Source organism: Sinorhizobium fredii NGR234, from assembly GCF_000018545.1.
Classification (GTDB): domain Bacteria; phylum Pseudomonadota; class Alphaproteobacteria; order Rhizobiales; family Rhizobiaceae; genus Sinorhizobium; species Sinorhizobium fredii_A.
Map to the genome: position 1 here is coordinate 2,804,104 of NC_012587.1, position 22,936 is coordinate 2,827,039.

General features: G+C 63.7%; 23 protein-coding genes. 13 read left to right on the forward strand and 10 right to left on the reverse strand.

All coding sequences use genetic code 11. From position 1 onward, the window contains the following. Complete coding sequence (locus NGR_RS24605; protein ID WP_012709197.1) at positions 1-930, forward strand: electron transfer flavoprotein subunit alpha/FixB family protein; 930 nt, start codon at positions 1-3, stop codon at positions 928-930. 142 nt (positions 931-1,072) lie between these two features. Next, positions 1,073-1,945: a 3-hydroxybutyryl-CoA dehydrogenase gene (locus tag NGR_RS24610; protein WP_037394722.1), complete on the forward strand. Its 873-nt coding sequence runs from the start codon at positions 1,073-1,075 to the stop codon at positions 1,943-1,945. Positions 1,946-1,970: 25 nt separating this feature from the next. Here NGR_RS24610 and tlpA read toward each other — a convergent pair whose 3' ends face one another. Continuing rightward, on the reverse strand, positions 1,971-2,645 hold the full coding sequence (gene tlpA, locus NGR_RS24615; protein WP_012709199.1) for a thiol:disulfide interchange protein TlpA: 675 nt from the start codon (positions 2,643-2,645) through the stop codon (positions 1,971-1,973). Positions 2,646-2,671: 26 nt separating this feature from the next. Between tlpA and argH the strand changes: the two genes are divergently transcribed. The 4 genes from argH (at position 2,672) to NGR_RS24635 (ending at position 8,582) form a co-directional block, all read left to right on the forward strand. Further along, positions 2,672-4,075, forward strand: coding sequence for an argininosuccinate lyase (gene argH / locus NGR_RS24620; protein WP_012709200.1), 1,404 nt, complete (start codon positions 2,672-2,674; stop codon positions 4,073-4,075). 254 nt (positions 4,076-4,329) lie between these two features. Then, a complete protein-coding gene (gene lptM / locus NGR_RS24625; protein ID WP_012709201.1) occupies positions 4,330-4,524 on the forward strand; it encodes an LPS translocon maturation chaperone LptM in 195 nt (64 codons plus the stop codon). A gap of 14 nt (positions 4,525-4,538) precedes the next feature. After that, entirely contained in the window at positions 4,539-5,807 is a 1,269-nt protein-coding gene (gene lysA / locus NGR_RS24630; protein ID WP_012709202.1) for a diaminopimelate decarboxylase, read from the forward strand. A 159-nt stretch (positions 5,808-5,966) separates the two neighbouring features. After that, on the forward strand, positions 5,967-8,582 hold the full coding sequence (locus tag NGR_RS24635; protein WP_012709203.1) for a TIGR02302 family protein: 2,616 nt from the start codon (positions 5,967-5,969) through the stop codon (positions 8,580-8,582). 127 nt (positions 8,583-8,709) lie between these two features. Here NGR_RS24635 and NGR_RS24640 read toward each other — a convergent pair whose 3' ends face one another. The 3 genes from NGR_RS24640 to NGR_RS24650 all read right to left on the reverse strand — a co-directional run bounded on the left by NGR_RS24640 (position 8,710) and on the right by NGR_RS24650 (position 10,772). Then, positions 8,710-9,069: a response regulator gene (locus tag NGR_RS24640; protein WP_012709204.1), complete on the reverse strand. Its 360-nt coding sequence runs from the start codon at positions 9,067-9,069 to the stop codon at positions 8,710-8,712. A 338-nt stretch (positions 9,070-9,407) separates the two neighbouring features. Then, positions 9,408-9,953, reverse strand: a complete 546-nt coding sequence (gene hpt, locus NGR_RS24645; protein ID WP_012709205.1) for a hypoxanthine phosphoribosyltransferase — start codon at positions 9,951-9,953, stop codon at positions 9,408-9,410. 165 nt (positions 9,954-10,118) lie between these two features. Beyond that, the gene (locus NGR_RS24650; RefSeq protein ID WP_012709206.1) at positions 10,119-10,772 is read right to left on the reverse strand and encodes a hypothetical protein; all 654 of its coding nucleotides are present in this window, start codon (positions 10,770-10,772) and stop codon (positions 10,119-10,121) included. 497 nt (positions 10,773-11,269) lie between these two features. Here NGR_RS24650 and ftsE point away from each other — a divergent pair, with 497 nt between their 5' ends. The 4 genes from ftsE to NGR_RS24670 all read left to right on the forward strand — a co-directional run bounded on the left by ftsE (position 11,270) and on the right by NGR_RS24670 (position 14,591). Then, complete coding sequence (gene ftsE, locus NGR_RS24655) at positions 11,270-11,893, forward strand: cell division ATP-binding protein FtsE (protein ID WP_240545215.1); 624 nt, start codon at positions 11,270-11,272, stop codon at positions 11,891-11,893. Further along, positions 11,886-12,893 (forward strand): cell division protein FtsX, encoded by a 1,008-nt coding sequence (locus tag NGR_RS24660; RefSeq protein ID WP_164924473.1) that lies wholly within the window; start codon positions 11,886-11,888, stop codon positions 12,891-12,893. The genes ftsE and NGR_RS24660 overlap by 8 nt, the downstream gene beginning before the upstream one ends. Before the next feature lie 110 nt (positions 12,894-13,003). Further along, positions 13,004-13,702, forward strand: a complete 699-nt coding sequence (locus NGR_RS24665; protein ID WP_240545171.1) for a YdcF family protein — start codon at positions 13,004-13,006, stop codon at positions 13,700-13,702. Positions 13,703-13,808: 106 nt separating this feature from the next. Continuing rightward, positions 13,809-14,591 carry a lysophospholipid acyltransferase family protein gene (locus tag NGR_RS24670; protein ID WP_012709210.1) on the forward strand — a complete coding sequence of 261 codons (783 nt, stop codon included), beginning with the start codon at positions 13,809-13,811 and terminating at the stop codon, positions 14,589-14,591. 54 nt (positions 14,592-14,645) lie between these two features. Here the strand turns inward: NGR_RS24670 and NGR_RS24675 are convergent, their stop codons facing one another. Then, positions 14,646-15,200 carry a gamma-glutamylcyclotransferase gene (locus NGR_RS24675; protein WP_012709211.1) on the reverse strand — a complete coding sequence of 185 codons (555 nt, stop codon included), beginning with the start codon at positions 15,198-15,200 and terminating at the stop codon, positions 14,646-14,648. A gap of 233 nt (positions 15,201-15,433) precedes the next feature. On the opposite strand from NGR_RS24675, the gene NGR_RS24680 reads away from it, so the two are divergent. Continuing rightward, complete coding sequence (locus NGR_RS24680; protein WP_012709212.1) at positions 15,434-16,447, forward strand: DUF2125 domain-containing protein; 1,014 nt, start codon at positions 15,434-15,436, stop codon at positions 16,445-16,447. 15 nt (positions 16,448-16,462) lie between these two features. On the opposite strand, the gene NGR_RS24685 is transcribed toward NGR_RS24680, so the two are convergent. From NGR_RS24685 to NGR_RS24695, 3 genes are all read right to left on the reverse strand, one after another. After that, entirely contained in the window at positions 16,463-17,389 is a 927-nt protein-coding gene (locus NGR_RS24685; protein ID WP_012709213.1) for a prephenate/arogenate dehydrogenase family protein, read from the reverse strand. Continuing rightward, positions 17,386-18,492, reverse strand: coding sequence for a histidinol-phosphate transaminase (gene hisC, locus NGR_RS24690; protein WP_012709214.1), 1,107 nt, complete (start codon positions 18,490-18,492; stop codon positions 17,386-17,388). Before hisC ends, NGR_RS24685 begins: the two co-directional genes overlap by 4 nt. Before the next feature lie 82 nt (positions 18,493-18,574). After that, positions 18,575-19,339 carry a class I SAM-dependent methyltransferase gene (locus NGR_RS24695; protein ID WP_012709215.1) on the reverse strand — a complete coding sequence of 255 codons (765 nt, stop codon included), beginning with the start codon at positions 19,337-19,339 and terminating at the stop codon, positions 18,575-18,577. 83 nt (positions 19,340-19,422) lie between these two features. Here NGR_RS24695 and gloB point away from each other — a divergent pair, with 83 nt between their 5' ends. Both gloB and NGR_RS24705 read left to right on the forward strand, forming a co-directional pair. Beyond that, positions 19,423-20,193: a hydroxyacylglutathione hydrolase gene (gene gloB / locus NGR_RS24700; RefSeq protein ID WP_012709216.1), complete on the forward strand. Its 771-nt coding sequence runs from the start codon at positions 19,423-19,425 to the stop codon at positions 20,191-20,193. After that, positions 20,193-20,645 (forward strand): cupin domain-containing protein, encoded by a 453-nt coding sequence (locus tag NGR_RS24705; RefSeq protein ID WP_012709217.1) that lies wholly within the window; start codon positions 20,193-20,195, stop codon positions 20,643-20,645. The genes gloB and NGR_RS24705 overlap by 1 nt, the downstream gene beginning before the upstream one ends. Before the next feature lie 152 nt (positions 20,646-20,797). On the opposite strand, the gene yddG is transcribed toward NGR_RS24705, so the two are convergent. Together yddG and NGR_RS24715 are read right to left on the reverse strand one after the other, a co-directional pair. Then, positions 20,798-21,688 carry an aromatic amino acid exporter YddG gene (gene yddG / locus NGR_RS24710; RefSeq protein ID WP_012709218.1) on the reverse strand — a complete coding sequence of 297 codons (891 nt, stop codon included), beginning with the start codon at positions 21,686-21,688 and terminating at the stop codon, positions 20,798-20,800. A 127-nt stretch (positions 21,689-21,815) separates the two neighbouring features. Continuing rightward, positions 21,816-22,592 (reverse strand): DUF3108 domain-containing protein, encoded by a 777-nt coding sequence (locus NGR_RS24715; protein ID WP_012709219.1) that lies wholly within the window; start codon positions 22,590-22,592, stop codon positions 21,816-21,818. Positions 22,593-22,936 lie beyond the last annotated feature (344 nt).

The following is a 22,936-nucleotide window of genomic DNA, read 5'->3' on the forward strand; positions in this document are numbered from 1 at the left end:
ATGGCCATTCTGCTGCTGGCTGACCACGACACCACCCACCTTTCCGACCAGACGGCCAAGGCGCTGACGGCGGCCCAGAAAATCGGCGGCGACGTGCACATCCTCGTTGCCGGCTCCGGCGCCAAGGCGGTTGCCGAGCAGGCGGCGAAGCTTGCCGGCGTTTCCAAGGTGCTGGTCGCCGAGGACGCCTCGCTTGCCAACAACCTCGCCGAGCCGCTCGCCGCGCTGATCGTCTCGCTGGCAGGCAGCTACGACACGCTGGTTGCCGCCGCCACCTCGGTCGGCAAGAACGTCCTGCCGCGGGTCGCCGCGCTTCTCGACGTCGCCCAGATCTCGGAGATCGTCGAGGTGCTTTCTTCGGACACCTTCAAGCGGCCGATCTATGCCGGCAACGCCATCCAGACGGTGCAGACCAGCGAAGCCAAGAAGGTCATCACCGTCCGCACCGCCTCGTTTGCGGCTACCGGCGAAGGCGGATCGGCAGCGATCGAGACCGTTTCGCCCGCCGCCAATCCGGGCCTCTCCAGCCACGTTTCCGATGCGCTGTCGTCCTCCGACCGTCCGGAATTGACCTCGGCGAAGATCATCATCTCCGGTGGCCGGGCGCTCGGCTCGTCGGAGAAGTTCAAGGAAGTCATCCTGCCGGTCGCCGACAAGCTCGGCGCCGCCGTCGGCGCGTCGCGCGCCGCCGTCGATGCCGGCTATGCGCCGAACGACTGGCAGGTCGGCCAGACCGGCAAGGTGGTCGCCCCGGATCTCTACATCGCCTGCGGCATCTCCGGTGCCATCCAGCACCTCGCCGGCATGAAGGATTCCAAGGTGATCGTCGCCATCAACAAGGACGAGGAGGCGCCGATCTTCCAGGTCGCCGACTACGGCCTCGTCGCCGATCTCTTCGACGTCCTGCCGGAGCTGGAGAAGGCGCTCTGAGCGAGCGGCACCCGGCACGAAAAAGGCTGGAAAATCTGCCGGCTTGGCATTAACAATCGTACCGGGCCGACCCATCGGCCCGGTTTTTTTACATCCTCGGCAGCGCCGCTGCCGGGATTTCTCAAAGTGGATGTTCGCTTCGATGATCAAGACGATCGGAATTATTGGCGCGGGGCAAATGGGCTGCGGCATCGCCCATGTTTCAGCCGCGGCCGGTTACAAGGTGCAGCTCTACGATATTGCTGCAGACCGCATCGAGGCAGGGCTCGCCACCATCAATGGAAACCTCGCCCGGCAGGTTTCCTCCGGCAAGATGAGCGACGACGACCGCAAAAAGGCGCTGGCGCTGATGAAGGGGTCGACGGACATCAACGACCTTTCGCAGGCTGATCTCGTCATCGAGGCGGTCACCGAAGACGAAACCGTCAAGCGCAAGATCTACGGCCAGGTTTGTCCGGTCATGAAGCCGGACGCGCTTCTCGCCACCAACACCTCGTCGCTGTCGATCACCCGGCTCGCCTCGGCAACGGACCGCCCCGAACGCTTCATGGGCATCCACTTCATGAACCCGGTTCCGGTGATGAAGCTGGTGGAACTGGTGCGCGGCATCGCCACCGACGAAGAGACCTTCCGGACGGCCAAGGAATTCGTCGCCCATCTCGACAAGACCGTGACCGTCGCCGAGGACTTCCCCGCCTTCATCGTCAACCGCATCTTGCTGCCGATGATCAACGAGGCGATCTATACGCTCTACGAGGGCGTCGGCACGGTCGATGCCATCGACACGGCGATGAAGCTCGGGGCCAACCATCCGATGGGTCCGCTGCAGCTTGCCGACTTCATCGGCCTCGACACCTGCCTGTCGATCATGCAGGTCCTGCATGACGGTCTGGCCGATTCCAAATACCGTCCCTGCCCGCTGCTGGTGAAATATGTCGAGGCCGGCTGGCTCGGTCGCAAGTCCGGCCGCGGCTTCTACGATTACCGCGGCGACGTTCCGGTCCCGACGCGCTGAGGTCTCGGCCGAGCAGCGAGACCCTTCAACTGGCTGGAGGTGGGGCGAGCGCCGCCTCTATGAGCCGTTTCGCATCATCACTGTCCCAGGCGGCCGGCCCGTTCATCGAGCCGATCAGGCAGCCCTTCTCATCGATGAGCAGGGTGGCGGGCAGGCCGAAGGCAAGCCCCTCTTTCTTCATCGTGTTGAAGACGCCCATCGAGGCGTCGCGATAGTAGCTGAGTTCATGCACCGCGATCTCGTCCAGGAACGCCTTCGGCTTTTCGTCGCCGCTCGTATCGATATTGATGGCGACCACCTCGAAGCGGTCGCCGCCGAGGGCCGTCTGCAGCGCGTTGAGCGCCGGCATTTCTTCCCGGCAGGGCAGACACCAGGTCGCCCAGAGATTGATGAGCAACATCTTGCCGGCGAAGGAGGCAAGGGTCCGCGGCTTTCCATCCGGCCCGACGAAGTCGAGACCGCCGATCGGGCGCGGATTGGCGGCCGGCGTCATGGCGGCCACCTGGCCGCGCATCAGCGGCGTCAACGTCGCAAGCTTTTCGCCGGCGAGCGGGCAGCTGGTATCGGCCGTCGGCGGCGCGCCGCCATTGCCAGACCCGGTCTCCTTCACGTATACCGCAGCCGCACCGGCGATCACGCCAAACAAGGCGGCGAGCGCGAACAATTTCACGGCCGGAGGACGCTTCTTCTGGTCTTGCATTTCATTCTCCAAAGGCGGGCATCCCGATGGCTGACGGCAGTTCCGAAACGAAATCCTCCAACCAGATGTGGGGCGGACGCTTCGCCTCGGGTCCGGATGCGATCATGGAGGAGATAAATGCCTCGATCGGCTTCGACAAGAAGCTCTATGCCCAGGATATCCGCGGCTCAATAGCGCATGCCACCATGCTGGCACATAAGGGCATCATTTCCGCCGAAGACAAAGACAAGATCGTTCACGGCCTCGAGACGATCCTGTCAGAGATCGAAAGCGGCGCCTTCGACTTCTCGCGCCGCCTCGAAGACATTCATATGAACATCGAGGCGCGGCTGGCGTCGCTGATCGGCCCCGCCGCCGGCCGCCTGCATACGGCACGCTCCCGCAACGACCAGGTCGCACTGGATTTCCGTCTCTGGGTGAAGGAAGAACTGCAGAGGACCGAAAAGGCGCTGACGGGGCTGATCGGCGCCTTTCTCGACCGGGCGGAGGAGCATGCCGGTACGGTGATGCCGGGCTTCACGCATCTGCAGACGGCCCAGCCGGTGACCTTCGGCCATCATTGCATGGCCTATGTCGAAATGTTCGGCCGCGATCGCTCGCGCGTCCGACACGCGATCGAGCACATGGACGAAAGCCCGATCGGCGCTGCAGCGCTTGCCGGCACTGGCTTCCCGATCGACCGGCACATGACCGCCAAGGCGCTCGGCTTCCGCGAGCCGACCCGCAACTCGATCGATACGGTCTCCGACCGGGACTTCGCGCTCGAATTCCTGTCGATCGCGTCGATCGCCGCCACGCACCTGTCGCGGCTTGCCGAAGAGATCGTCATCTGGTCGACGCCGCAATTCGGCTTCATCCGCCTGTCGGATGCCTTCTCGACCGGTTCTTCGATCATGCCGCAGAAGAAGAACCCCGACGCGGCCGAGCTCGTGCGCGCCAAGACCGGCCGTATCAACGGCTCGCTGATTGCGCTTCTGACGGTCATGAAGGGCCTGCCGCTCGCCTACTCCAAGGACATGCAGGAAGACAAGGAACAGGTCTTCGACGCCGCCGAAAGCCTCGAATTGGCGATCGCGGCAATGACCGGCATGGTGCGCGATATGACCGTGCGCGCCGACCGGATGAAGGCCGCCGCCGGCTCCGGCTACTCGACCGCCACGGACCTTGCCGACTGGCTGGTGCGCGAGGCGGGCCTCCCGTTCCGCGACGCCCATCACGTCACCGGTCGCGCCGTGGCACTCGCCGAACAGAAGGGCTGCGACCTGGCCGATCTCTCGCTTGCCGACCTGCAGGCGATCAATCCCGCCATCACCGACAAGGTCTTCGACGTGCTGACCGTCGAAGCGTCGGTCGCGAGCCGCACCAGTTTCGGCGGCACGGCACCAGCCGAAGTGCGCAAGCAGATCGCCTGGTGGCGGGCACGCAATTGATGGTTTCGCTTCCGCCGGCGCGCCCCTCATCCCGCTGCCGCGACCTTCTCCCCGCAGGCGGGGAGAAGGGGGATGCCGCGCCGGCTCAAGTCCCCTCTCCCCGCCTGCGGGGAGAGGGCTAGGGTGAGGGGCAGCGATATGCGTGAAAACGTATAGATCTGCTCACACAAACAGGGTGCACAAGGCATTGAAAAACCGATAAGAGATCGCTCTATCTAGGAACAATCGGCTTCAACTTCGGCGAGGAAATGACGATGACATTGACGAAGGCGGCCCGGCTTGCGCTGCTGCTGGCGATTCCGGGCCTGGTGCTCACCGGTTGCGGGCGCAAGGGCGACCTCGACCGGCCGGGCGCCACGACCTCGATCAACACGAAAGCGCCCGCCGGGACCGCCGAACCGAAGGAGACGGTCGAGGACCGCCCCTTCCTGCTTGATCCCCTCCTCTGAGCGAGCGACACCCCGTGAACCATTTCGACTATCGCGACGGAATCCTCTACGCCGAAGACGTGCCCGTTACGGATATCGCCCGCGCCGTCGGCACGCCGTTCTACTGCTATTCCACTGCCACGCTCGAGCGCCACTATCGGGTCTTCGCGCAAGCCTTCGCCGATGTCGATGCGATGGTCTGTTACGCGATGAAGGCCAATTCCAATCAGGCCGTCCTGAAGACCCTCGGCCGGCTCGGCGCCGGCATCGACGTGGTCTCCGAAGGTGAGTTGCGTCGCGCTCTTGCCGCCGGCATTCCTGCCGAGCGGATCATGTTTTCCGGCGTCGGCAAGACCCCGCGTGAAATGGATCTGGGGCTGGAAGCCGGCATCTATTGCTTCAACGTCGAGTCCGAGCCGGAGCTGGAAATCCTCAACCAGCGGGCCGTGCGCGCCGGCAAGCAGGCGCATGTTTCCTTCCGCATCAATCCGGACGTCGACGCCCGCACCCATGCGAAGATCTCGACCGGCAAGAAGGAAAACAAGTTTGGTATTTCCTGGGAGCGGGCGCGGGCCGTCTATGCCCATGCGGCGACGCTCCCGGGTATCAAGGTGACCGGCATCGACATGCATATCGGCAGCCAGATCACCGAGCTGCAGCCCTTCGATGACGCCTTCAAGCTGTTGCGCGAACTGGTCGATACGCTGCGCTCCGATGGCCACGCCATCGACCATGTCGATATCGGCGGCGGCCTCGGCATTCCCTATCGGGAAGACAACAATCCGCCGCCGCTCCCCGATGCCTATGCCGATATCGTCAAGAACCAGCTCAAGGGCCTCGACTGCAAGATCGTCACCGAACCGGGGCGTCTGATCGTCGGCAACGCCGGCATTCTCGTCACCGAAGTGATCTATGTGAAGGATGGCGGCGAAAAGACCTTCGTCATCGTCGACGGGGCGATGAACGACCTGATCCGGCCGACCCTCTACGAGGCCTATCACGAGATCAGGCCGGTGAAGATTTCCGCCGCCAACGCGCCGCGCATCAAGGCCGACGTGGTGGGTCCTGTCTGCGAGACGGGCGACTATCTGGCGCTCGACCGGGAAATGGCAATGCCCAAGCCGGGCGACCTTTTCGCGATCGGCTCGGCAGGCGCTTACGGCGCGGTCCAAGCCGGCACCTATAACAGCCGACTTTTGGTGCCCGAGGTTCTTGTCAAGGGCGATCGTTTCCACGTGATCCGCCCGCGCAAGGACTACGATGCCCTGATCGACCTCGACTCGGTGCCGGACTGGCTTGACTGAGTTCGACGCGGCTGCGCTCGAAACGGCGCCCTTCCTGGCGATCACGTTTTGTTTTGCGTGTCGCCCTCGCCTTCGCCACAAAGGATGTTATCCTGACCTTTGACCGCCAAACGGCTGAGGGGACTGGCGGTCAAAGGAATGGAAAGGGAATATGGGCGGATGACGCTTTTCCGGCAGGATGAAACGCCACGACCGAGGTCATTCGCCAGGATGCTGGCGACGAAGCGGTTCCTGGCACGCCTGATCCTGCTGGCCGAGCAGCTCCTGCCCCGTGCGCTCGCACCCGCTTCGCTCGGTCTCCTGTTCCTCTCCGCCGGCTGGCTCGGCTTTTTCCGTGCGGCACCATTCTGGCTGCATGTCGTCGTTCTGCTCGCCTTTGTCGCCGGGCTTTTCCTGACGCTCCTGCCTCTTACCCGCGTTCGTTGGCCGGAGATCGCCGAAGCCGACAGGATGCTCGAAGACCGCAACCAGCTGCCCCACCAGGCGATCCGCGTGCAGGACGACGCGCCGGCAACCGAGGGGGCCGTCGGCGCGGCGCTCTGGCGTGAGCACCAGACGCGCATGGCGCGTCTCGTCCACGGTCTCGACACCGGTCTACCGCGGCCCGACGTGGCGCGACACGATCCTCTGGCGCTGAGGGCCGTACCGATACTGCTTGCCTGCGTCGCCTTCGCCTATTCCTATTCGAATCGCGCCGGTCTGGTGTCCGACGCGTTTCGACTGCCCGAGCGCCAGATCGCCGCTCCCGACATCCGCATCGACGCCTGGGTGACTCCGCCGGCCTATACCGGCCGCGCACCGATTTTCCTGACCGGCCGGGAGGATATGACAGCCTCCGACCGGCAGGCCGCAATCACCATACCGCAGTTCAGCGACGTCACCGTTCGCATAACAGGCGCCGGCCAGGAGACGCAGGTCAGCTACGCTGACACGGGCAACCCGCAGCCGACCATCATCCCGGCTGCGGCCGGCAAGCCGTCGCCGCAGCAGGCCGAGGCAGCGCAAGCGGTCGGAACGTCCCCGAACGGCGCCCGGAATCATCTCTTCAAGATCACCCGGGACGGCACGCTTTCGGTCGCCGGACAGCGCTGGAACTTCAAGATCATTCCCGACAGCGTGCCGGACATCGCCTTCGATGGCGCACCCCGTCCGACGGCGAACGCGTCGCTTGAGATGAGCTTCCTCGCCCATGACGACTACGGCATTTCCCAGGCCTGGGCGGAGATAAAGCCTCTGGACGAACCGGCTGCCGACGCCAGGCCGCTCTATCCGCCGCCGGAATATCGCCTCGATCTGCCGCGCCGCAATCCGCGCGAAGCCAAGGGAACGACCAGCCGGAACCTGAGCGAGCATCCGCTTGCCGGGAAGCGCGTAGAGATCACCCTCGTCGCCCGCGACGCCGCCGGCCAGGAGGGTCGAAGCGTCCCGGAGGAAATGGTGTTGCCGGCGCGGCGGTTCTTCGAGCCGCTTGCCGCGGCGGTCGCCGAACAGCGCCAGGTCTTCGCTCTCGACGCCAACCAGTTGCCCCGCGCCATCGACCTCAACGACGCCTTGACGCTCTACCCCGAGGCGACGATCCCGAACCTCACGCATTTCCTGTTGATCCAGTCGGCCCGGACGCGCATGAAGCTCGCCCGCAACGACGATATGCTGCGCGACGCGGCCGACCATCTCTGGGAGATCGCGCTCGGCATCGAGGACGGCGACCTGTCGCTCGCCGAGCGCCGGCTGCGCGATGCCCAGCAGGCCCTGTCCGATGCGCTCGAACGCAATGCCTCGGATGAGGAGATCGCCAGGCTGATGCAGGAACTGCGCCAGGCAATGCAGGAATATATGCGCGCGCTCGCCGAGCAGGCAGCCAAAAATCCGGCGATCGCCGCCAATCCGGACATGAACAATATGCTGCGTCAGCAGGATCTGGAAAAGATGATGGACCAGATCGAAAACCTGGCGCGCTCCGGCGCGCGCGATCAGGCGCGCCAGCTCTTGTCCGAACTGCAGCGGATGATGAACAATCTGCAGGCCGGCCGCATGCAGCAGGGCGGCGAGCAGAACAGCGCGATGCGCCAGCAAATGGACAAGCTCGGCCAGCTGATGCAGCAGCAACAGCAGCTGATGGACGAAACATTCAAGCTGGACCAGGCGCTGCGCGACCGGATGCAGCGCGGCGACCCGCTCCAGGGCGAGGACAATGAGCTGTTCGGCCAGGATATGCCCCAGGATCCCGGACAGCAGGGCGACCCGAACGGACAGCCCAATCCGCTCGACGAGATGACCGCCGAGCAATTGAAGGAGGCCTTGAAACAGCTCAGGCAGCAGCAGGAGGCGCTCGGCAAGCAGCTGAGTGAACTGCAAAAGGGCCTGGAGGATCTGGGCATAAAGCCCGGTAAGGGCTTCGGCCAGGCTGGGCGCGAAATGGGCGACGCCGCCGGCGCACTGGGCGAGGGTCAGGGCGAACGAGCCGTCGGCAGCCAGGGCCGGGCGTTGCAGGCCCTGCGCGAAGGCGCCCAGGACATGATGAACCAGATGCAGGCCCAGGGTCAGGGACCGGGTCCCGGTCAGGGCGTGCCGCAATACGGCCAGAACGGCCGCGACCCGCTGGGGCGGCGCCAGCAGAACGCCGGACCGGACTTCGGCAACCAGGTGAAAGTGCCGGACGAGATCGACACCCAGCGCGCCCGGCAGATCCTCGACGCGATCCGGCGCAAGCTCGGCGACAACCTGTCGCCGGAGGTCGAGCGGCAATATCTCGAGCGCCTGCTCGATATGCGATAGTGGATTTCCAGGAAACGCGCGGAACGGTTTTCCGTCCGGAATTGTCTCATTTCCAAGAGCCAGATCAGTTCACCGTTTCGGCGAAACGGTGAACTGATCTGAAGCTCTGCCGGAGCGTCAGGAGCCGTCAGGCAGCCAAGGCGTGGGCCACCGCCTTGCGGATATCCGGCAGGGAAAACGGCTTGGAGATCACATCCACGACCTTGCCGGAAATATCGTCGGCGCGCTCGCGCTGCTCGGCATATCCGGTCATCAGCAAGATCTTCAGCTGCGGAAAGGCGGCCGATGCCTGATGCACAAGCTCGATGCCGTCCATGACCGGCATGCGGATATCCGATAGCAGCAGGTCAAAGCGCTGGTCCTTGAGCCGGGCGAGCCCGTCGGCTCCATCCCCTGCCTCGACCGTCTCATGTCCATCGAGCTGCAGCGCCCGCGCCACAAATGAGCGCAACGCGTCCTCATCCTCGGTAATCAGGATTCTCGCCATCATGGCCTCCCGTGTTCGCTCTCACAGAGCGTCGGCGTCGTTCGCAAGAAGACGCTCTACGTCGTTGAACATCCGTATCCCGCGCCGCCTGCGGCCGTGACACGGTTCCAACCAAACAGCTTTGTGTTTGCTTTCGGTAAACGCGATAGCTTCGATTTTCAGTATTTTACAGCGCCGCGCGCCTCGTCAGACGTGCAAGGGGCGCTGTGCACTTTGAATTTCTGCATGTTTTTCTCCTTAAACACCTACGATTTAGGGAAACATGCAGTCGCGTCGCCAGGTAGAAAATCGACAATTCTTCGCCCATGGAGCGAAGGCGCCGCAACCGATCGGCACGGTTACTCGGCGTCACCGGTGACGACGCCGACGAACGGGAGTTCTCGAAAGGCATAGGCGACATCCATACCGTAGCCGACCACGAAGTGGTCGGGGCATTCGAAGCCGACATAGTCCGCCTCCAGATCGACACGGCGCTTGACGCGCTTGTCGAGCAGAACCGCGATCGTGACATTGCGTGCGCCGCGCTCGTAGAGCAGTTCCTTGGCAAAGCGCAGTGTCCTCCCGGATTCGAGAATATCGTCGATCAAGAGCACGTCGCGATCATGCACGTCGCTGTCGATATCCTTGGTGATCTTCACGCCTTTGGATTCGGTTCCCGTGCCGTAGCTGGAAAGCGTGATGAACTCGACCTCCGGCGCAAGTCCGGCCCCGTGCATGGCACGGATCAGATCGGCCGCAAAAATGAAGGAGCCCTTGAGGATCGAGATGACGAGGAGGTCCTTGTGCGGCCCGCGCATGATCTCGTCCGCCATTTCCCGATTGCGGGTGGCGATCGCCTCGGGGCTGTAAAGGACCTCGATATTCTTGCCGCGAACGACGGGCATGACGGTTCTCCATTTTCCTACAGCGCCGTCCCGTCTTTCGAGACGCCCAAAGGTCGCTGCAGCATTTTGAATTGCTGCATGTTTTTGTCCTTAGATCGAATTCGATTTAAGGACACATGCAATCGGAAGAACGCCTGCCCTCCCTTCAAGAGCCGATTAGCACAATCAGCGAGGCGAAACACCGTTTTCCGCGAAGGAGACGGTGACGTCGGGCATTTTTCCACCCGCATAGGGGAGCCGAGTGACGAAGCGGCGGCTTTCGCCCGGTGCAATGGCAGCGCCCTCGGGCAACAGGCGCGTCGACGTCACGGCCCGTCCGTTGTGCATGACTTCGACGATCACCGGCGGCAGGCGCTGATCGAGGTCCGATCGGTTGTCGATGGCCCCGTAGACGGAAAGCACGCGCATGCCGCCGGTATCGTCGAGCGAGGCGGTGACCCCCTCGATGGCGAGCGGACGGGCATCCGCCTCACCATGACCTCCGAGGCCTGCCATCAGCAGGAAAGCCGTCAAGCCGAGGCCGGCGGCGAGGCCGGCGAAGCGGCGCGCCGGCATTGCGCGCAGCCTCGCCTCCGCGATCGCCAACAACCGGGCCACGGCTCCTTGACGGATGGTGGTCGTCGGACGCGGCGCGGAACGCGTCGCCGGGCGCTGGTTGTCGTTGAAGACCGGATAGGGGCTGCGCCGCGGATCAGCTGCCACGGTCTCGAATTCGACGTCGACATAGTCGAGGTTCCTGGCAGCGGGGGCGTCCGAGCGCGGCACGCGCTCCGGCGGAATGAGGTCGATCCCGGCTGTCTTCGTGCGAAATGCCTGCATGGGGCTCTCCCATCGGAGTGCCGCGCCCTCGACAGCGCCGGGCGACCTCTAGAGGCACAGAGGTCGCTGTAGCACATCAGGTGCTGCATGTTTTATCCTTGAATCGGCTCCGATTTAAGGAAACATGCAGTGGGCGCGCCAAACTCGCTGCGGCAATACCCCTGCAAGAAACAGGGCATTGCATCAAATCCTGACGGAACGTAAACCGAAATGGTTAATGTTTCGGAAAGAGCCGCGAAAGCGGCGCCTTTCCCTGGGACATTAACTGTCGCTTAACCATGGTTCCGCACTCGGTTTTGCCTTGGCAGGCGCGCTGTCCTACTGCATGGTCCTTCAATCGGCACCGCAGTTCAAAGCGATGCAGCGCGCTTCGTGCGTCTGGCGAGACGGCACGACGCTGGATGTGCGAACGACGGTTGAGGCGGTTGCTGAGCGTCGTGACGAGAGATTGGGCTGTCCCGTTGATTCATTTTGAGAATGTCGGATTGCGCTATGGCATGGGACCGGAAATTCTTCGGGACCTGACGTTCGACATACCGCGCCGGTCCTTTCAGTTCCTGACCGGGCCGTCGGGGGCCGGCAAGACGACGCTGCTGCGGCTGCTGTTTCTTTCGCTGAAGCCGACCCGCGGGCTCATTCGCATGTTCGACCGCAACATCTCGTCCATTCCGCGCGAGGAATTTCCGATGCTGCGCCGCCGCGTCGGCATCGTCTTCCAGGACTTCCGCCTTCTCGACCATCTGACGACTTACGAGAATGTCGCCCTGCCGCTCAGGGTGCGTGGCAAGGAGGAGACGAGCTACCGCTCGGACGTGCTCGAGCTTCTCAAGTGGGTTGGTCTCGGCGAGCGTATCAACGTGCTTCCACCGGTGCTTTCCGGCGGCGAAAAGCAGCGCGCTGCGATCGCCCGGGCACTGATCGACCGCCCGGAAATCCTTCTCGCCGACGAACCGACCGGCAATGTCGATCCGCCGATGGCGCGGCGGCTGTTGAACCTTTTCCTGGAACTGAACAAGCTCGGTACCGCCGTGGTGATCGCCACGCACGACCTGTCGCTGATGGACCAGGTCGAGGCCCGGCGCATGATCCTTTCACAGGGGCGGCTTGACATCTATGAATGAGCAGCGACCCCACCGCGAACCGGATCCGCCGCCGCAGCAGCGCCGCGCCGAGATGCGGGTGCGGCCGACCGGGCCGATCGTCCCCTCGGCCAATGTCTCCGGCCATGCGCTGATGTGCGTCATTGCCATCATGTCCTTCCTCGCCTGCCTGACGCTCGGCGGCGTCAGCATGGTTCGGGCGACGGCGCAAAGCTGGCAATCGCAGATCTCCCGCGAGATCACCATCCAGATCAAGCCGGACGAGAACCTGGACATGGAGAAAGCGCTCGCGGACGCACGCGATCTCGCCTTGACCTTCTCCGGCACCACCGGCGGCAACATCATCGACCGCGCCGCAACGGCCCGGCTGCTCGAACCCTGGCTCGGCGGCGGCCTCGACCTCGACGAACTGCCTGTGCCGCGGCTCATCGTCATAACGATCGACGAAAACAATCCGCCGGACTTTGCCGCCATGCGCAAGGCGCTGACGGAGACAATCCCGGAAGCCTTCCTCGACGATCACCGCACCTGGGTCGACCGGCTTGTCGCCATGGCGAACACCACGACGATGATCGGTACCGGCGTGCTGGCGCTCGTCTTTTCAGCCATGGTACTCACCGTCGTTTTCGCCACCCGCGGGGCGCTGTCCGGCAATCGCCACATCGTCGAGGTGCTGCACTTCGTCGGGGCGGAGGCGAGCTTCGTGGCGTCCGAGTTCCAGAAGCACTTCCTCAGAATCAGCCTCAAAGGCGCCGGCGCCGGCGGTCTCCTCGCGGCATTCTCCTTTGCCATCGCCAGCTTCTGGCAATCGCGGACGCTCGCAACTCCCGAGACAGACCAGGCGACCGCTCTCTTCGGCACGTTCGCCATTGGCTATACCGGCTATCTGGGCATCTTCGCGATCATCATCGTCATTGCCCTGTTGACGACGCTGACGGCGCGGCTGACCGTCACGCGGACGATTTACGAGATCGACCTGATCCGGTCGGACCCGGGCCGGACGGATACCTATCAGAGCTAGCGGCCGTTCATGGATCAAGCCGTGAATCTTCCCCCAAGCGATCTATCCCCTGCCGCAATCGGCGGCTATGTGAGAGAATCATGATGGGTGAGGAGCTTCGCGAGAGCGGAATGACCGATAGGGGCAAATGGCGAGACAGGGCCGCGCGCCGCCGTCGGTCGCGTAGCCGGCTGCGCAAGATCCTGCGGCGCGGCTTTTTCGTGCTGCTCGCCTTTCTCGCCGTCTTCGTCGCCGGCTTCCTGTATTTCGCCGACACGGTGGCCTCGCTGCAGCCGCCTGCCGCACCCAAGGCGGATGCGATCGTCGTACTGACCGGCGGCTTCCAGCGGATAGAGCAGGCGGTCGAGCTTCTGAAATCCGGTGCCGGCAACCGGCTTCTCATCTCGGGCGTCAATCCGGCGACGACGGGCAGCCAGATACGCCGCAACACGCAAAGCTCGGCCGACCTCTTCAAATGCTGCGTCGATATCGGCCATGAAGCGGTCGACACGATCGGCAACGCAACCGAGGCCGGTCAATGGATCCACGATCACGGCTACAGGAGCGTCCTCGTCGTCACCAACAACTACCATATGCCGCGCAGCCTTCTCGAACTACGCCGGGTTCGGCCTGACACAGAATTCATCGCCTATCCGGTCGTCAATTCGGATCTGAAGACATCGAACTGGCTGCGCAATCCGCGCTTTATCAAGGCAATTCTGCTCGAATATGCCAAGTATTCCATCGCGTTCTTGCGCGATTTCGCGAACGCGCACTTGGCAGACAGTTCGAGAACGGACACCGCCCCGCCGATCCAGGCGAAAGAGTAGCGGGCCGGATTCTGCAAGAACAGTTTTCCTCGGTGCGAGTTTCGTGTAGGCAGCGAACGGCCAGCCGTCTCGCGGTCGGCATCGCCTTCCCATCGAGAGCCTATTGATGATCATCCTGCGTTCGATCCTCTTCAACCTGGTCTTCTACACCAATCTGATCGTCCAGATGATCGTGCTGACCCCGATCTATTTTCTCGTGCCGCGCAAGACGGCCTGGTTCGTGCCGAAGAACTGGGTGCGCAGCAACCACTGGCTCATGGAGAAGATCGTCGGAACGACCTTCGAGATCGAGGGTCTCGATAACGTCCCCAAGGGCGCCTACATCTTCGCGCCGAAGCATCAGTCCTTCTGGGACGCCTATGCGCTTCTGCCGTGGCTCGACGACCCGTTCTACATCCTGAAGCGCGAGCTCACCTGGATACCGCTTTTCGGCTGGTACATCGTCAAGCAGCGGATGGTGCCGGTAAACCGCGCGGCGCGCGGCAAGGCGATGACCGAGGTCATGGAGCGCACCAAGCGGGAAATGGCGACCGGCCGCCAGTTGATCATCTATCCGGAAGGCACGCGGCGCCCGCCCGGCGCACCGCCGGAGTATAAGTATGGCATTGCGCGGCTCTACCGCGACCTGCAGGTACCGGTTGTCCCGGTCGCCATGCATCCGGGCCTGTTCTGGCCACGCCGCAAGTTCCTGCGCTTCCCCGGCCATTTCAAGGTCCGCGTCCTGCCGCCCATCGAAGCCGGCCTGGATCCGGATGCCTTTTTGGCGAGGCTCGTGGAGGTGACCGAGGCCGCGAGCGACGAACTCCTCGTCGAGACCGTCAGGGCCAATCCGCATCTGCCCCTGCCACCCACGGCAAAACAGCGTCTGCGCGAACTCGGAGCCGCATGAGGAAAAGCGTGCGCGGTTTTCCGCCCGCATCCAGCTCTAAGATTCTGGAGCCGGTCAGGCCTGATCCGAAGCTGCTGCGCCGGCCATAAGATTGGCGGCGACTTCCTCGAGCCAATGGTCGCGGATGCCCATCTCCCTGAGATGCGCAAGCGTATTGAGCACATATTCCCTGTTGTTCCCCGACTTGCCCACGGCGGTTGCGACCGTGGCCGCCGCCGCGGCGGCCGTCAGCGCACCGGCATATTGCACGTGCTTGCGGTCGGTTACATAGGCCAGCGCCGGAACCCGGCGACCGTCGGAGAGCTGCACCGGCATGGTCCGCTCCTTGTAGACATGCGTGACCAGTTCGCGCTCGCGCAGGTAGTCCGTCACTTCCGCCCTTTCGGCGGCGGCAACGCGAAACGCCATGCCGATGCAGGAACCGCCGTAGTCGAGTCCAAGGACCAGTCCCGGATGCCGCTCGGTGCCGCGGTGCACCCACGAATGGACGCACAGGGAGCGGCGATAGCCGAAGGCCCGCGCCGTCAGCTTCTCCTCGAAGCGAAAGCCCGGATTCCACATCAGCGACCCGTAGCCAAAGACCCAAAATTCGTCCATATCCGCTGCCATTCAACCGAATGTTGCCGCACTTGCCGAATCACCAATGGGTTTGGGCAGCGGCCGACGGGAACTTTCTAAAGCGGGACAGGCGAGACTGTGAAGCGGTTTTCCGCCTCAATGCCGTTCCAACGTGTTGAGACCCGCTGCGCGCCGCTTAAAAGCGGAAGCGATTCGCCGCGGTCGAAGTCGAGTTTGCAGAGAGGCCGATAACACCGGCCGGGTAAGTTGGAGTACGCGATACCATGACGGTCACCGAGGTCGCAAAGGGACGGACCGCCAGCCGGAAGTTTCTCTGGCTTGCAATAGGCATCATCCTCGTCGCCGGCATCTATTCGGGCGCCTGGTTCGCCGCCGCCGACCAGATCGAGAAACGTCTGCCGGCCTATCTGGCGGAAAGGCAGGCGAGCGGCCTTGGCGGCGAATGCACCGACCCGGAAATTCGCGGCTTTCCGTTCCGCATCGGTCTTTTCTGCGACAAGGTACGCCTCGACGACACCCGCCACGGTGCGTCCGCATCCTTCGGAGCCCTGAGGACGGCCGCACAGGTCTACCAGCCGGGGCGCGCCGTCGTGGAACTCGACGGGCCTGCGGAAATCCGGGTCTCTCCGGGCGTATCGGTGTCCGCCGACTGGACGCTCCTGCATGCCAGTCTCGCCGCGACGCTTTCCGGTGTCGACCGCACCTCCATTGCCTATGACAATCTGACCGGCACCGTCCGTTCGCCGCTCCTGGGCAAAGGCGTGGGATTCGGCGCGAGCCACGGGGAAATCCACCTGAGGCAGAATGGCGACGACCTCGACGCGGCGCTCAGCGTGGACAAGCTCGATCTGCGCCCCGAGGAAGGTCCGAGCCCCGCCCCGCCGGCCAACATCGCCGCCGACCTTACGGTCACCGGCAAGGCCGAATGGCTGCGCGGCGGTCCGCTTTCCCCACACATGCTGCGCGGCACCAAAGGGGAATTGCGTCAGTTGATCCTGGATGCGGGGAACGGCATGAACGCCAAACTCTCGGGGCCCTTTTCGGTCAACGAGCAAGGGCTCGTTTCGGGCGAATTCTCCCTGACCCTGGTGAACATCGACGCATGGCGCGAGAACATGGTGAAAGCCGTCCCCGAGGAGACTGACCTCATCAACAACATCGCCAACATGTTGACGGCGCTCGCCGCCGGCAAGAACGAGGCGACCGTCAAGCTCAACGTGCGCGACGGCACTGCCTTCCTGGCCTTCGTTCCGATCGGTGTCCTGCCGGCTCTCTGAGTCGAGCGATCGAACTTATTTCTGATCCATGGCATGCCGGCCGAAGTCCGGCATGGCCGTATCCTGGCCGGCCTGGATGATCGACCGGCGGATCGCCCGCGTGCGGGTGAAGAGATCGAACAGCTTGTCGCCGTCGCCCCAGCGGATCGCGCGCTGCAGCGAGGCGAGATCCTCCGAGAAACGCGCCAGCATTTCGAGGATCGCATCTTTGTTGTGCAGGCAGACGTCGCGCCACATGGTCGGGTCCGAGGCGGCAAGACGGGTGAAATCGCGGAAACCGGAAGCCGAATACTTGATCACTTCGGACTCGGTCACGGTTGCGAGGTCGTCCGCGGTGCCGACGATGTTGTAGGCAATGATGTGCGGAAGATGCGAGACGATCGCCAGCACCATGTCGTGATGCTCCGGGTCCATCTCGTCGACCATCGAGCCGAGCGCTTCCCAGAACAGCCTGAGCTTGGCGACGGCTTCCTCGTCCGTGCCCGGAGGCGGCGTCAGAATGCACCAGCGACCGCGGAAAAGCCCGGCGAAGCCGGCATCCGGACCGGAGTGCTCGGTGCCCGCGATCGGGTGGCCCGGCACGAAATGCACCGTGTCCGGCAGATGCGGCGCCATCTGCGCGATCACCGAGCCCTTCGTCGAGCCGACATCGGTGACGATCGCACCGGGCTTCAGATGCGCGGCGATTTCGGCGGCCACAGATTCCGAAGCACCGACCGGCACGGAGACGACGACGAGATCGGCATCCTTTACCGCCTCGGCGGCCGAGAGCGTGTAGCGATGCCCGAGGCCGAGCTCACCGGCACGCTTCAGGGTCGCTTCGCTGCGCGTCGAGACGACGATCGTTCCGGCCAGCTGCCTGTCGAGAATATCCCGCGCGATCGACGAGCCGATCAGGCCGATGCCGATGAGGGCGATGGTTTCGAACTGCTGTGCCATCATTTCCGTCCCATGAATTCGGTTAGCGCCGCGACCACGCCCTCATTCGCCTCTTCAGGGCCGATCGTCATCCGCAACGCATTGGGGAAGCCGTAAGCGCTGACCGCACGCAGGATGAAGCCGCGGCTCGTCAGGAATGTATCCGCCTCCTCGGCCGATCTGCCGCCCGCTTCCGGGAAGTGGATCAGCACGAAATTGGTGACCGACGGCGTGATGCGTAGACCAATCGCCGTCAGCGCTTCACTCACTCTCGCAAGCCAGGCGAGGTTGTGATCGACAGCCGCGGCGAGGAAGGCCTGGTCCCGGATCGCCGCCGCACCTGCCGCAATCGCCGGCGCATTGAGGTTGAAGGGACCGCGCACGCGGTCCACGGCCTCGACGACCTGGCGCGGCGCATACATCCAGCCGATCCGCAGGCCGGCGAGGCCGTAGACCTTCGAGAAGGTGCGCGTCATCACGACGTTGAAGTTGGACGAAACCAACTCTATTCCCGCCTCGTAATCGTTGCGCCGGACATATTCGGCGTAGGCAGCATCCAGCACGAGCAGAACGCCGGCTGGCAACCCGGCATGCAGGCGCCGCACCTCGTCGACGGGGATATAGGTGCCCGTCGGGTTGGCCGGATTGGCGATGAAGACAATTTTCGTCCGCTCGGTAACGGCAGCGAGGATTGCGTCGACGTCGACGCGCGCATCCCTCTCCCCGACCGTCACCGCAGTGCCGCCTGCGGCGGTGATCTGGATCTTGTAGACGAGAAATCCGTGCTCCGTGACGATCCCTTCGTCGCCGGGGCCGAGATAGGTGTGGCAGAGGAGCCCGAGCAGCTCGTCCGAGCCGTTGCCGCAGAGGATATTGGCCGGATTGAGCCCGTGAACCGCTGCAATTGCGTCCTTGAGATCGTGCGCCTGCCCGTCCGGATAGCGCTCGAGATTGAACGCCGCCTGCTGGAACGCCTCGATCGCGCGCGGGCTCGCGCCGAGCGGCGTTTCGTTCGACGACAGCTTGTGCACCTTCGCAACGCCCGGTGCATGTTCCCTGCCCGGCACATAGGCGGCGATATCCAGGATGCCGGCGCGCGGCTCGGGGCTCTTCAAGGCAAGGTTCATCGGCTCGGCTTTCGCGGGAGGAATGCGGTCCAGCCAATACCGGGGCAGAGGAAATTTGTCGAGTGCGACGTGGTGGCCGTAACTACGGGGCTTCCGGCGCTCGAATGCGGGTGCTGGGAACGCCATGCGGTGCCAGGACAGGGACGAAGACGCGGCGGGAGGCACGCGCCGCCACGGGTAGGCCCTGATAGAGCCGCTTTTGTGCTTCGACGATGATCACCCCGGAAAAGACCGGCCACACCGAGCGACCGAAGCGCTCCAGCCCGTGGCGCAGCCGCAGGATCATCTTTCGTCTGGACGGCGGAAAGAAAAGCGCCTCCGAGCTGGCTCCCGGCGTGAAGTTCGTCTCGCGCAACAGTGCGGTCAACTGGCCCCGCGAATAGGGCCGGCCCGAGCCGAAGGGGGTATGCTCCATCCGCGCCCAGACGCCGCGCCGGTTCGGCACCACGATGACGAGCCGACCGCCCGGCGCAAGGACGCGCCAGATCTCCTTCATCGTCTCGCGCGGGCTCTCGGCAAATTCCAGCGCATGCACCATCAGCACCCGGTCGATCGAGGCGTCCGGCAGCGGCAATTCCTCGTCGAAGACGAGCGCCGTGGAGGAGAGTTCGGCAACCGGCCAATTCACCGCGCCCTGGCCGGCCGGCATGAAGGCGAAAGTCCGCTCGGTGTCGGCGCGGAAACGCTCGAGATAGGGAACCGCGTAGCCGAGGCCGACCAGCCGCTCCTCCGGCATTCGCGCCCAAACGGAGGAGAGCGCCATGCTGACGGCTTGCTCCGCCATCCGGCCGAGCTCGGAATGATAGAATTGGCGGAGATCGACGATATCGGTGTGCATGCGCAACATGTTAGCCCTGAAGCGGTGGACTTCAAGGCGGGGCTCGCTACATTCGCCTAGACCCGCCGCACGCACAATGGGAGGACCAAGCCATGGCCGCGCTCGAACTTGACCTCTTTCTCTGCCGAACCGACAATTTTGGTGTGCTGATCCACGATCCGGCCAGCGGCGCGACGGCGTCGATCGACGCTCCGGAGGAGCGACCGATCCTCGAGGCACTGGAGCGGCGCGGCTGGCGGCTTACCCATATCCTCACCACCCACCATCACGGCGACCACGTGGCGGCAAATGTCAGCCTGAAGCAACGCTTCGGCGTCACCATCATCGGCCCGAAGGGCGAGGCGTCAAAAATTCCGGGGATCGACAAGCAGGTGGCGCATGGGGAACGCTTCGACTTCGCCGGCCATCCGGTCGAAGTGATCGAAACGCCAGGGCATACCGCCGGTCACATCAGCTTTCATCTGCCCGAAGACAAATTGCTGTTCGCCGCCGATACACTGTTTGCGCTCGGCTGCGGGCGGCTCTTCGAAGGAACGGCCGAGACGATGTGGCAATCGCTGAACCGGCTGATGGCGCTTCCCGACGATACGTCCGTCTATTTCGGCCATGAATACACGCTGTCGAACGCCCACTTTGCCGTGACGATCGATCCGGAAAACGCGGCACTCAAGGAGCGCGCCGCCGAGATCGAGGAGACCCGTTCGGACGGCGGCTTCACCGCACCGACGACGATCGGCCTCGAGAAAAGAACCAACCCGTTCCTGCGCGCCGGCGATTCGAAGATCCGCGCTCATCTCGGCATGGAGAAGGCAAGCGATGCCGCCGTCTTCGCCGAGATCCGCAAGCGCAAGGATAATTTCTGATGGATGCCGCGTGGAAAATGACGGCCGCGACGATCATCGAGACGCTGAGGCTGGCCAGGCATCCGGAAGGCGGCTGGTACGCCGAGACCTTCCGCGATGCCGACGGCGGGCCGCGCGGCCATTCGACGGCGATCTACTACCTGCTCGAAAAGGGTGACCGATCGCATTGGCACCGGGTCCGCGACGCCGCCGAAATCTGGCACTACTACGCCGGCGCACCGCTCGAACTCAGCATCGCCGAACCGGACAAGCCGGCTGCGCGCCACAGGCTAGGCCCGGATCTTCTCAATGGCGAAAGGGCGCAGCGTGTCGTCCCCGCCGGCTGGTGGCAATCGGCCAGATCGCTCGGCGACTGGACCCTCGTCGGCTGCACGGTCGCGCCGGGCTTCGATTTCTCCGCCTTCGAGATGGCCGCACCGGAGTGGAAGCCGCCGGAGGACGGGGCCGAATAATACCTGCCCAGCTTTTTCCCCCTCATCCGGCCTGCCGGCCACCTTCTCCCCGCAAGCGGGGCGAAGGGACTCGCGGCGCCAACCTAAGTCCCCTCTCTCCGCCTGCGGGGAGAGGGCTAGGGTGAGGGGCAGCGCCGCATCCCGTCTTCAAGCTACTCCGCCGCTTGCGCCGCCGTCCCGCCCTTGCGGAAGATCATATCCTTCGCCGCAAGCACCGCGCCGCCGGTAACCAGCAGGCAGGCCGCGGCGATTCGCCAGGACGGCTCGGCAAAGCCGAACAGGATGAGGATCAATGTCGAAAGCACCGGTGCCGCATAGCTGGCAACGCCCAAAAACTGGATGTCGCCGTTCTTGACGCCGTAATCCCACGCATAGAAGGCGGCGCCGACCGGCAGGAGGCCGAGACCCGCGACTGCAAGCCATTCCAATGGCGTCTGCGGCCAGACCGTGGTCTCCAGGCCGAGATGGCACAGCAGGGACAGGATCGAGGTCGCCAGGCAAAAGCCGGTCACCACGTCGGTCGACACCGCGCCGAAACGCCGCGTGAGCAGCGAATAGCCTGACCAGGTGAAGGCGCAGAGGACGGCTGCCCCATAGCCAAGCATATAGGCGTCGTCGAAGGCGACGCCGTTGCGCGCCACGATCAGGATTGTGCCGGAAAGCCCCGCAAACGCGCCGGCGACATGGTACCAGCCAAGCCTCTCGCCGGGCAGCAGCGCCGAGCCGACGACGATCAGAAGCGGCCAGAGATAGGCGATCAGGCCCGCCTCCACGGCCGGGGCATTGCGAAGTGCGGTGAAATAGAGAAAGTGATAGCCGAACAGCCCGGCGATGCCGGTGATCCAGACCTTGGCCGGCTGCTTCAGAAGAACAAGGCGCTCAGGCTTCGACGCCAGCACGACGATGCCCGGCAGGCTACCGATCAGGAAGCAGATCGCCGAAAGCTGGAACGGCGGCACACTGCCGGAGGCCGCGGTAAAGAGCGCCAGCAGCGACCACATCAGGATCGCGGAAAAACCGATCAGCGTTGCCTTGAAATTCATGCCACTCCCTCACGCAGACGGCACCCGATGACCATGCCCCGGAAGGCACGTCGCGAGGCGGCTTTCAACTTTTCACTGATCTAGCGCGCCGCCGTGATTCCCGAAAGAGACAATGGGGCCGGTGCAACTACCCGCCAAACCGCGTGGCGGAGACGATTACGGGACCGATCTTGGTGGGGATGCGGACATAGACCGGGGCATAGACGTCGACCGAATCCGATTTTGCGAACCACATTTCCATCGTTTCCAGGCGGCGAAGATATTCGACGTCCTCGCGACCCTTCTTATATCCAGCCCTTGGCACGAATCGGACCCCGCAGACGATGACCTCGCCGTCGAAACCCTTGGTTTTGAAGTTCCGTTTTCCCTTGGCCGACAGCTTTATGTCGAGGCGCGATTCGCCGTCGAAGATGGGCAAGGTATTGGGGCAGACGCGGGTCGTCGCCGGAATGATCAGGCCGGAGAGCGGATCGAGCACGTTGCGCATGTCGCGGCTGGTCACCGGCACCCAGTTCTTCGGCAACGGCGTGCGCTTCGGGACCATGCTTGCGCGCACGACATTGCCGTTGCGGTAGCTGACGCTGATCGCCCGAGACTTCTTGCCGCTGCGATAGGACATCGAATACTGGGTCGCTTGAAGATGGTTACGGCCGATCATGCCGGAGACCCGGGTCTGACCGGAGGTCGGGCTGATGATGTTCACCAAGCCGGCCGAATTCAGCGTTCCTGAAATCGTGTAGCGATTCTGGTCGACCTCGGTGTGAAACGAGGCCCGCGCCAGCGGCAGGCCGGCGAGCGCGATGCTGTAGTCCGTTTGATGCTGGATTTCCGCAGCGAAACAGGCTGTGGAAAACATCCCGGCGGCCAGGAGTGCCGGCACGCAAAGCAGAGTGCGCAACATCATTGCCGAAGCCCCATTCCTACTCTCTTGCAAGGGTCCGCGAAGCAGAACCGGTTCGAGGACAAAATCATGCAGCTGCTCAAAGCGTTACATCGTCGTTTGTGCGTCTTGTCAACGTCCGGCGCGGCCACATCGCAATCCCCCGAAATGCAGGCGGTTTGCGGCATTTCTGCGCCCGGTTCGTCGCATTCATCCGGCAAGCGAAACCAATGCTTCGATTTCACCTTGCGCCCGAGAGGAGATAGCGCGGCGCGGCGCAGCCGGAAAGATGAAGGGTCGCGGCGACGCCTAGATTTTGCTAATTCTTTTAAAGGCGGCGGATTTTCGGGAAAGCGCAGGTTTGGCTT

What these genes read in the sequence shown, in the direction of transcription:
- NGR_RS24605 (WP_012709197.1), top strand. Translation starts at nt 1, where the DNA reads ATGGCCATTCTGCTGCTGGCTGACCACGACACCACCCACCTTTCCGAC.
- ftsE (WP_240545215.1), top strand. Translation starts at nt 11,270, where the DNA reads ATGGGACCGGAAATTCTTCGGGACCTGACGTTCGACATACCGCGCCGG.
- NGR_RS24670 (WP_012709210.1), top strand. Translation starts at nt 13,809, where the DNA reads ATGATCATCCTGCGTTCGATCCTCTTCAACCTGGTCTTCTACACCAAT.
- NGR_RS24675 (WP_012709211.1), bottom strand. Translation starts at nt 15,200, where the DNA reads ATGGCAGCGGATATGGACGAATTTTGGGTCTTTGGCTACGGGTCGCTG.
- tlpA (WP_012709199.1), bottom strand. Translation starts at nt 2,645, where the DNA reads ATGCAAGACCAGAAGAAGCGTCCTCCGGCCGTGAAATTGTTCGCGCTC.
- NGR_RS24665 (WP_240545171.1), top strand. Translation starts at nt 13,004, where the DNA reads ATGACCGATAGGGGCAAATGGCGAGACAGGGCCGCGCGCCGCCGTCGG.
- NGR_RS24650 (WP_012709206.1), bottom strand. Translation starts at nt 10,772, where the DNA reads ATGCAGGCATTTCGCACGAAGACAGCCGGGATCGACCTCATTCCGCCG.
- argH (WP_012709200.1), top strand. Translation starts at nt 2,672, where the DNA reads ATGGCTGACGGCAGTTCCGAAACGAAATCCTCCAACCAGATGTGGGGC.
- yddG (WP_012709218.1), bottom strand. Translation starts at nt 21,688, where the DNA reads ATGAATTTCAAGGCAACGCTGATCGGTTTTTCCGCGATCCTGATGTGG.
- NGR_RS24680 (WP_012709212.1), top strand. Translation starts at nt 15,434, where the DNA reads ATGACGGTCACCGAGGTCGCAAAGGGACGGACCGCCAGCCGGAAGTTT.
- lptM (WP_012709201.1), top strand. Translation starts at nt 4,330, where the DNA reads ATGACATTGACGAAGGCGGCCCGGCTTGCGCTGCTGCTGGCGATTCCG.
- NGR_RS24705 (WP_012709217.1), top strand. Translation starts at nt 20,193, where the DNA reads ATGGATGCCGCGTGGAAAATGACGGCCGCGACGATCATCGAGACGCTG.
- NGR_RS24660 (WP_164924473.1), top strand. Translation starts at nt 11,886, where the DNA reads ATGAATGAGCAGCGACCCCACCGCGAACCGGATCCGCCGCCGCAGCAG.
- NGR_RS24695 (WP_012709215.1), bottom strand. Translation starts at nt 19,339, where the DNA reads ATGTTGCGCATGCACACCGATATCGTCGATCTCCGCCAATTCTATCAT.
- NGR_RS24685 (WP_012709213.1), bottom strand. Translation starts at nt 17,389, where the DNA reads ATGATGGCACAGCAGTTCGAAACCATCGCCCTCATCGGCATCGGCCTG.
- gloB (WP_012709216.1), top strand. Translation starts at nt 19,423, where the DNA reads ATGGCCGCGCTCGAACTTGACCTCTTTCTCTGCCGAACCGACAATTTT.
- NGR_RS24610 (WP_037394722.1), top strand. Translation starts at nt 1,073, where the DNA reads ATGATCAAGACGATCGGAATTATTGGCGCGGGGCAAATGGGCTGCGGC.
- hpt (WP_012709205.1), bottom strand. Translation starts at nt 9,953, where the DNA reads ATGCCCGTCGTTCGCGGCAAGAATATCGAGGTCCTTTACAGCCCCGAG.
- NGR_RS24715 (WP_012709219.1), bottom strand. Translation starts at nt 22,592, where the DNA reads ATGATGTTGCGCACTCTGCTTTGCGTGCCGGCACTCCTGGCCGCCGGG.
- NGR_RS24635 (WP_012709203.1), top strand. Translation starts at nt 5,967, where the DNA reads ATGACGCTTTTCCGGCAGGATGAAACGCCACGACCGAGGTCATTCGCC.
- NGR_RS24640 (WP_012709204.1), bottom strand. Translation starts at nt 9,069, where the DNA reads ATGGCGAGAATCCTGATTACCGAGGATGAGGACGCGTTGCGCTCATTT.
- hisC (WP_012709214.1), bottom strand. Translation starts at nt 18,492, where the DNA reads ATGAACCTTGCCTTGAAGAGCCCCGAGCCGCGCGCCGGCATCCTGGAT.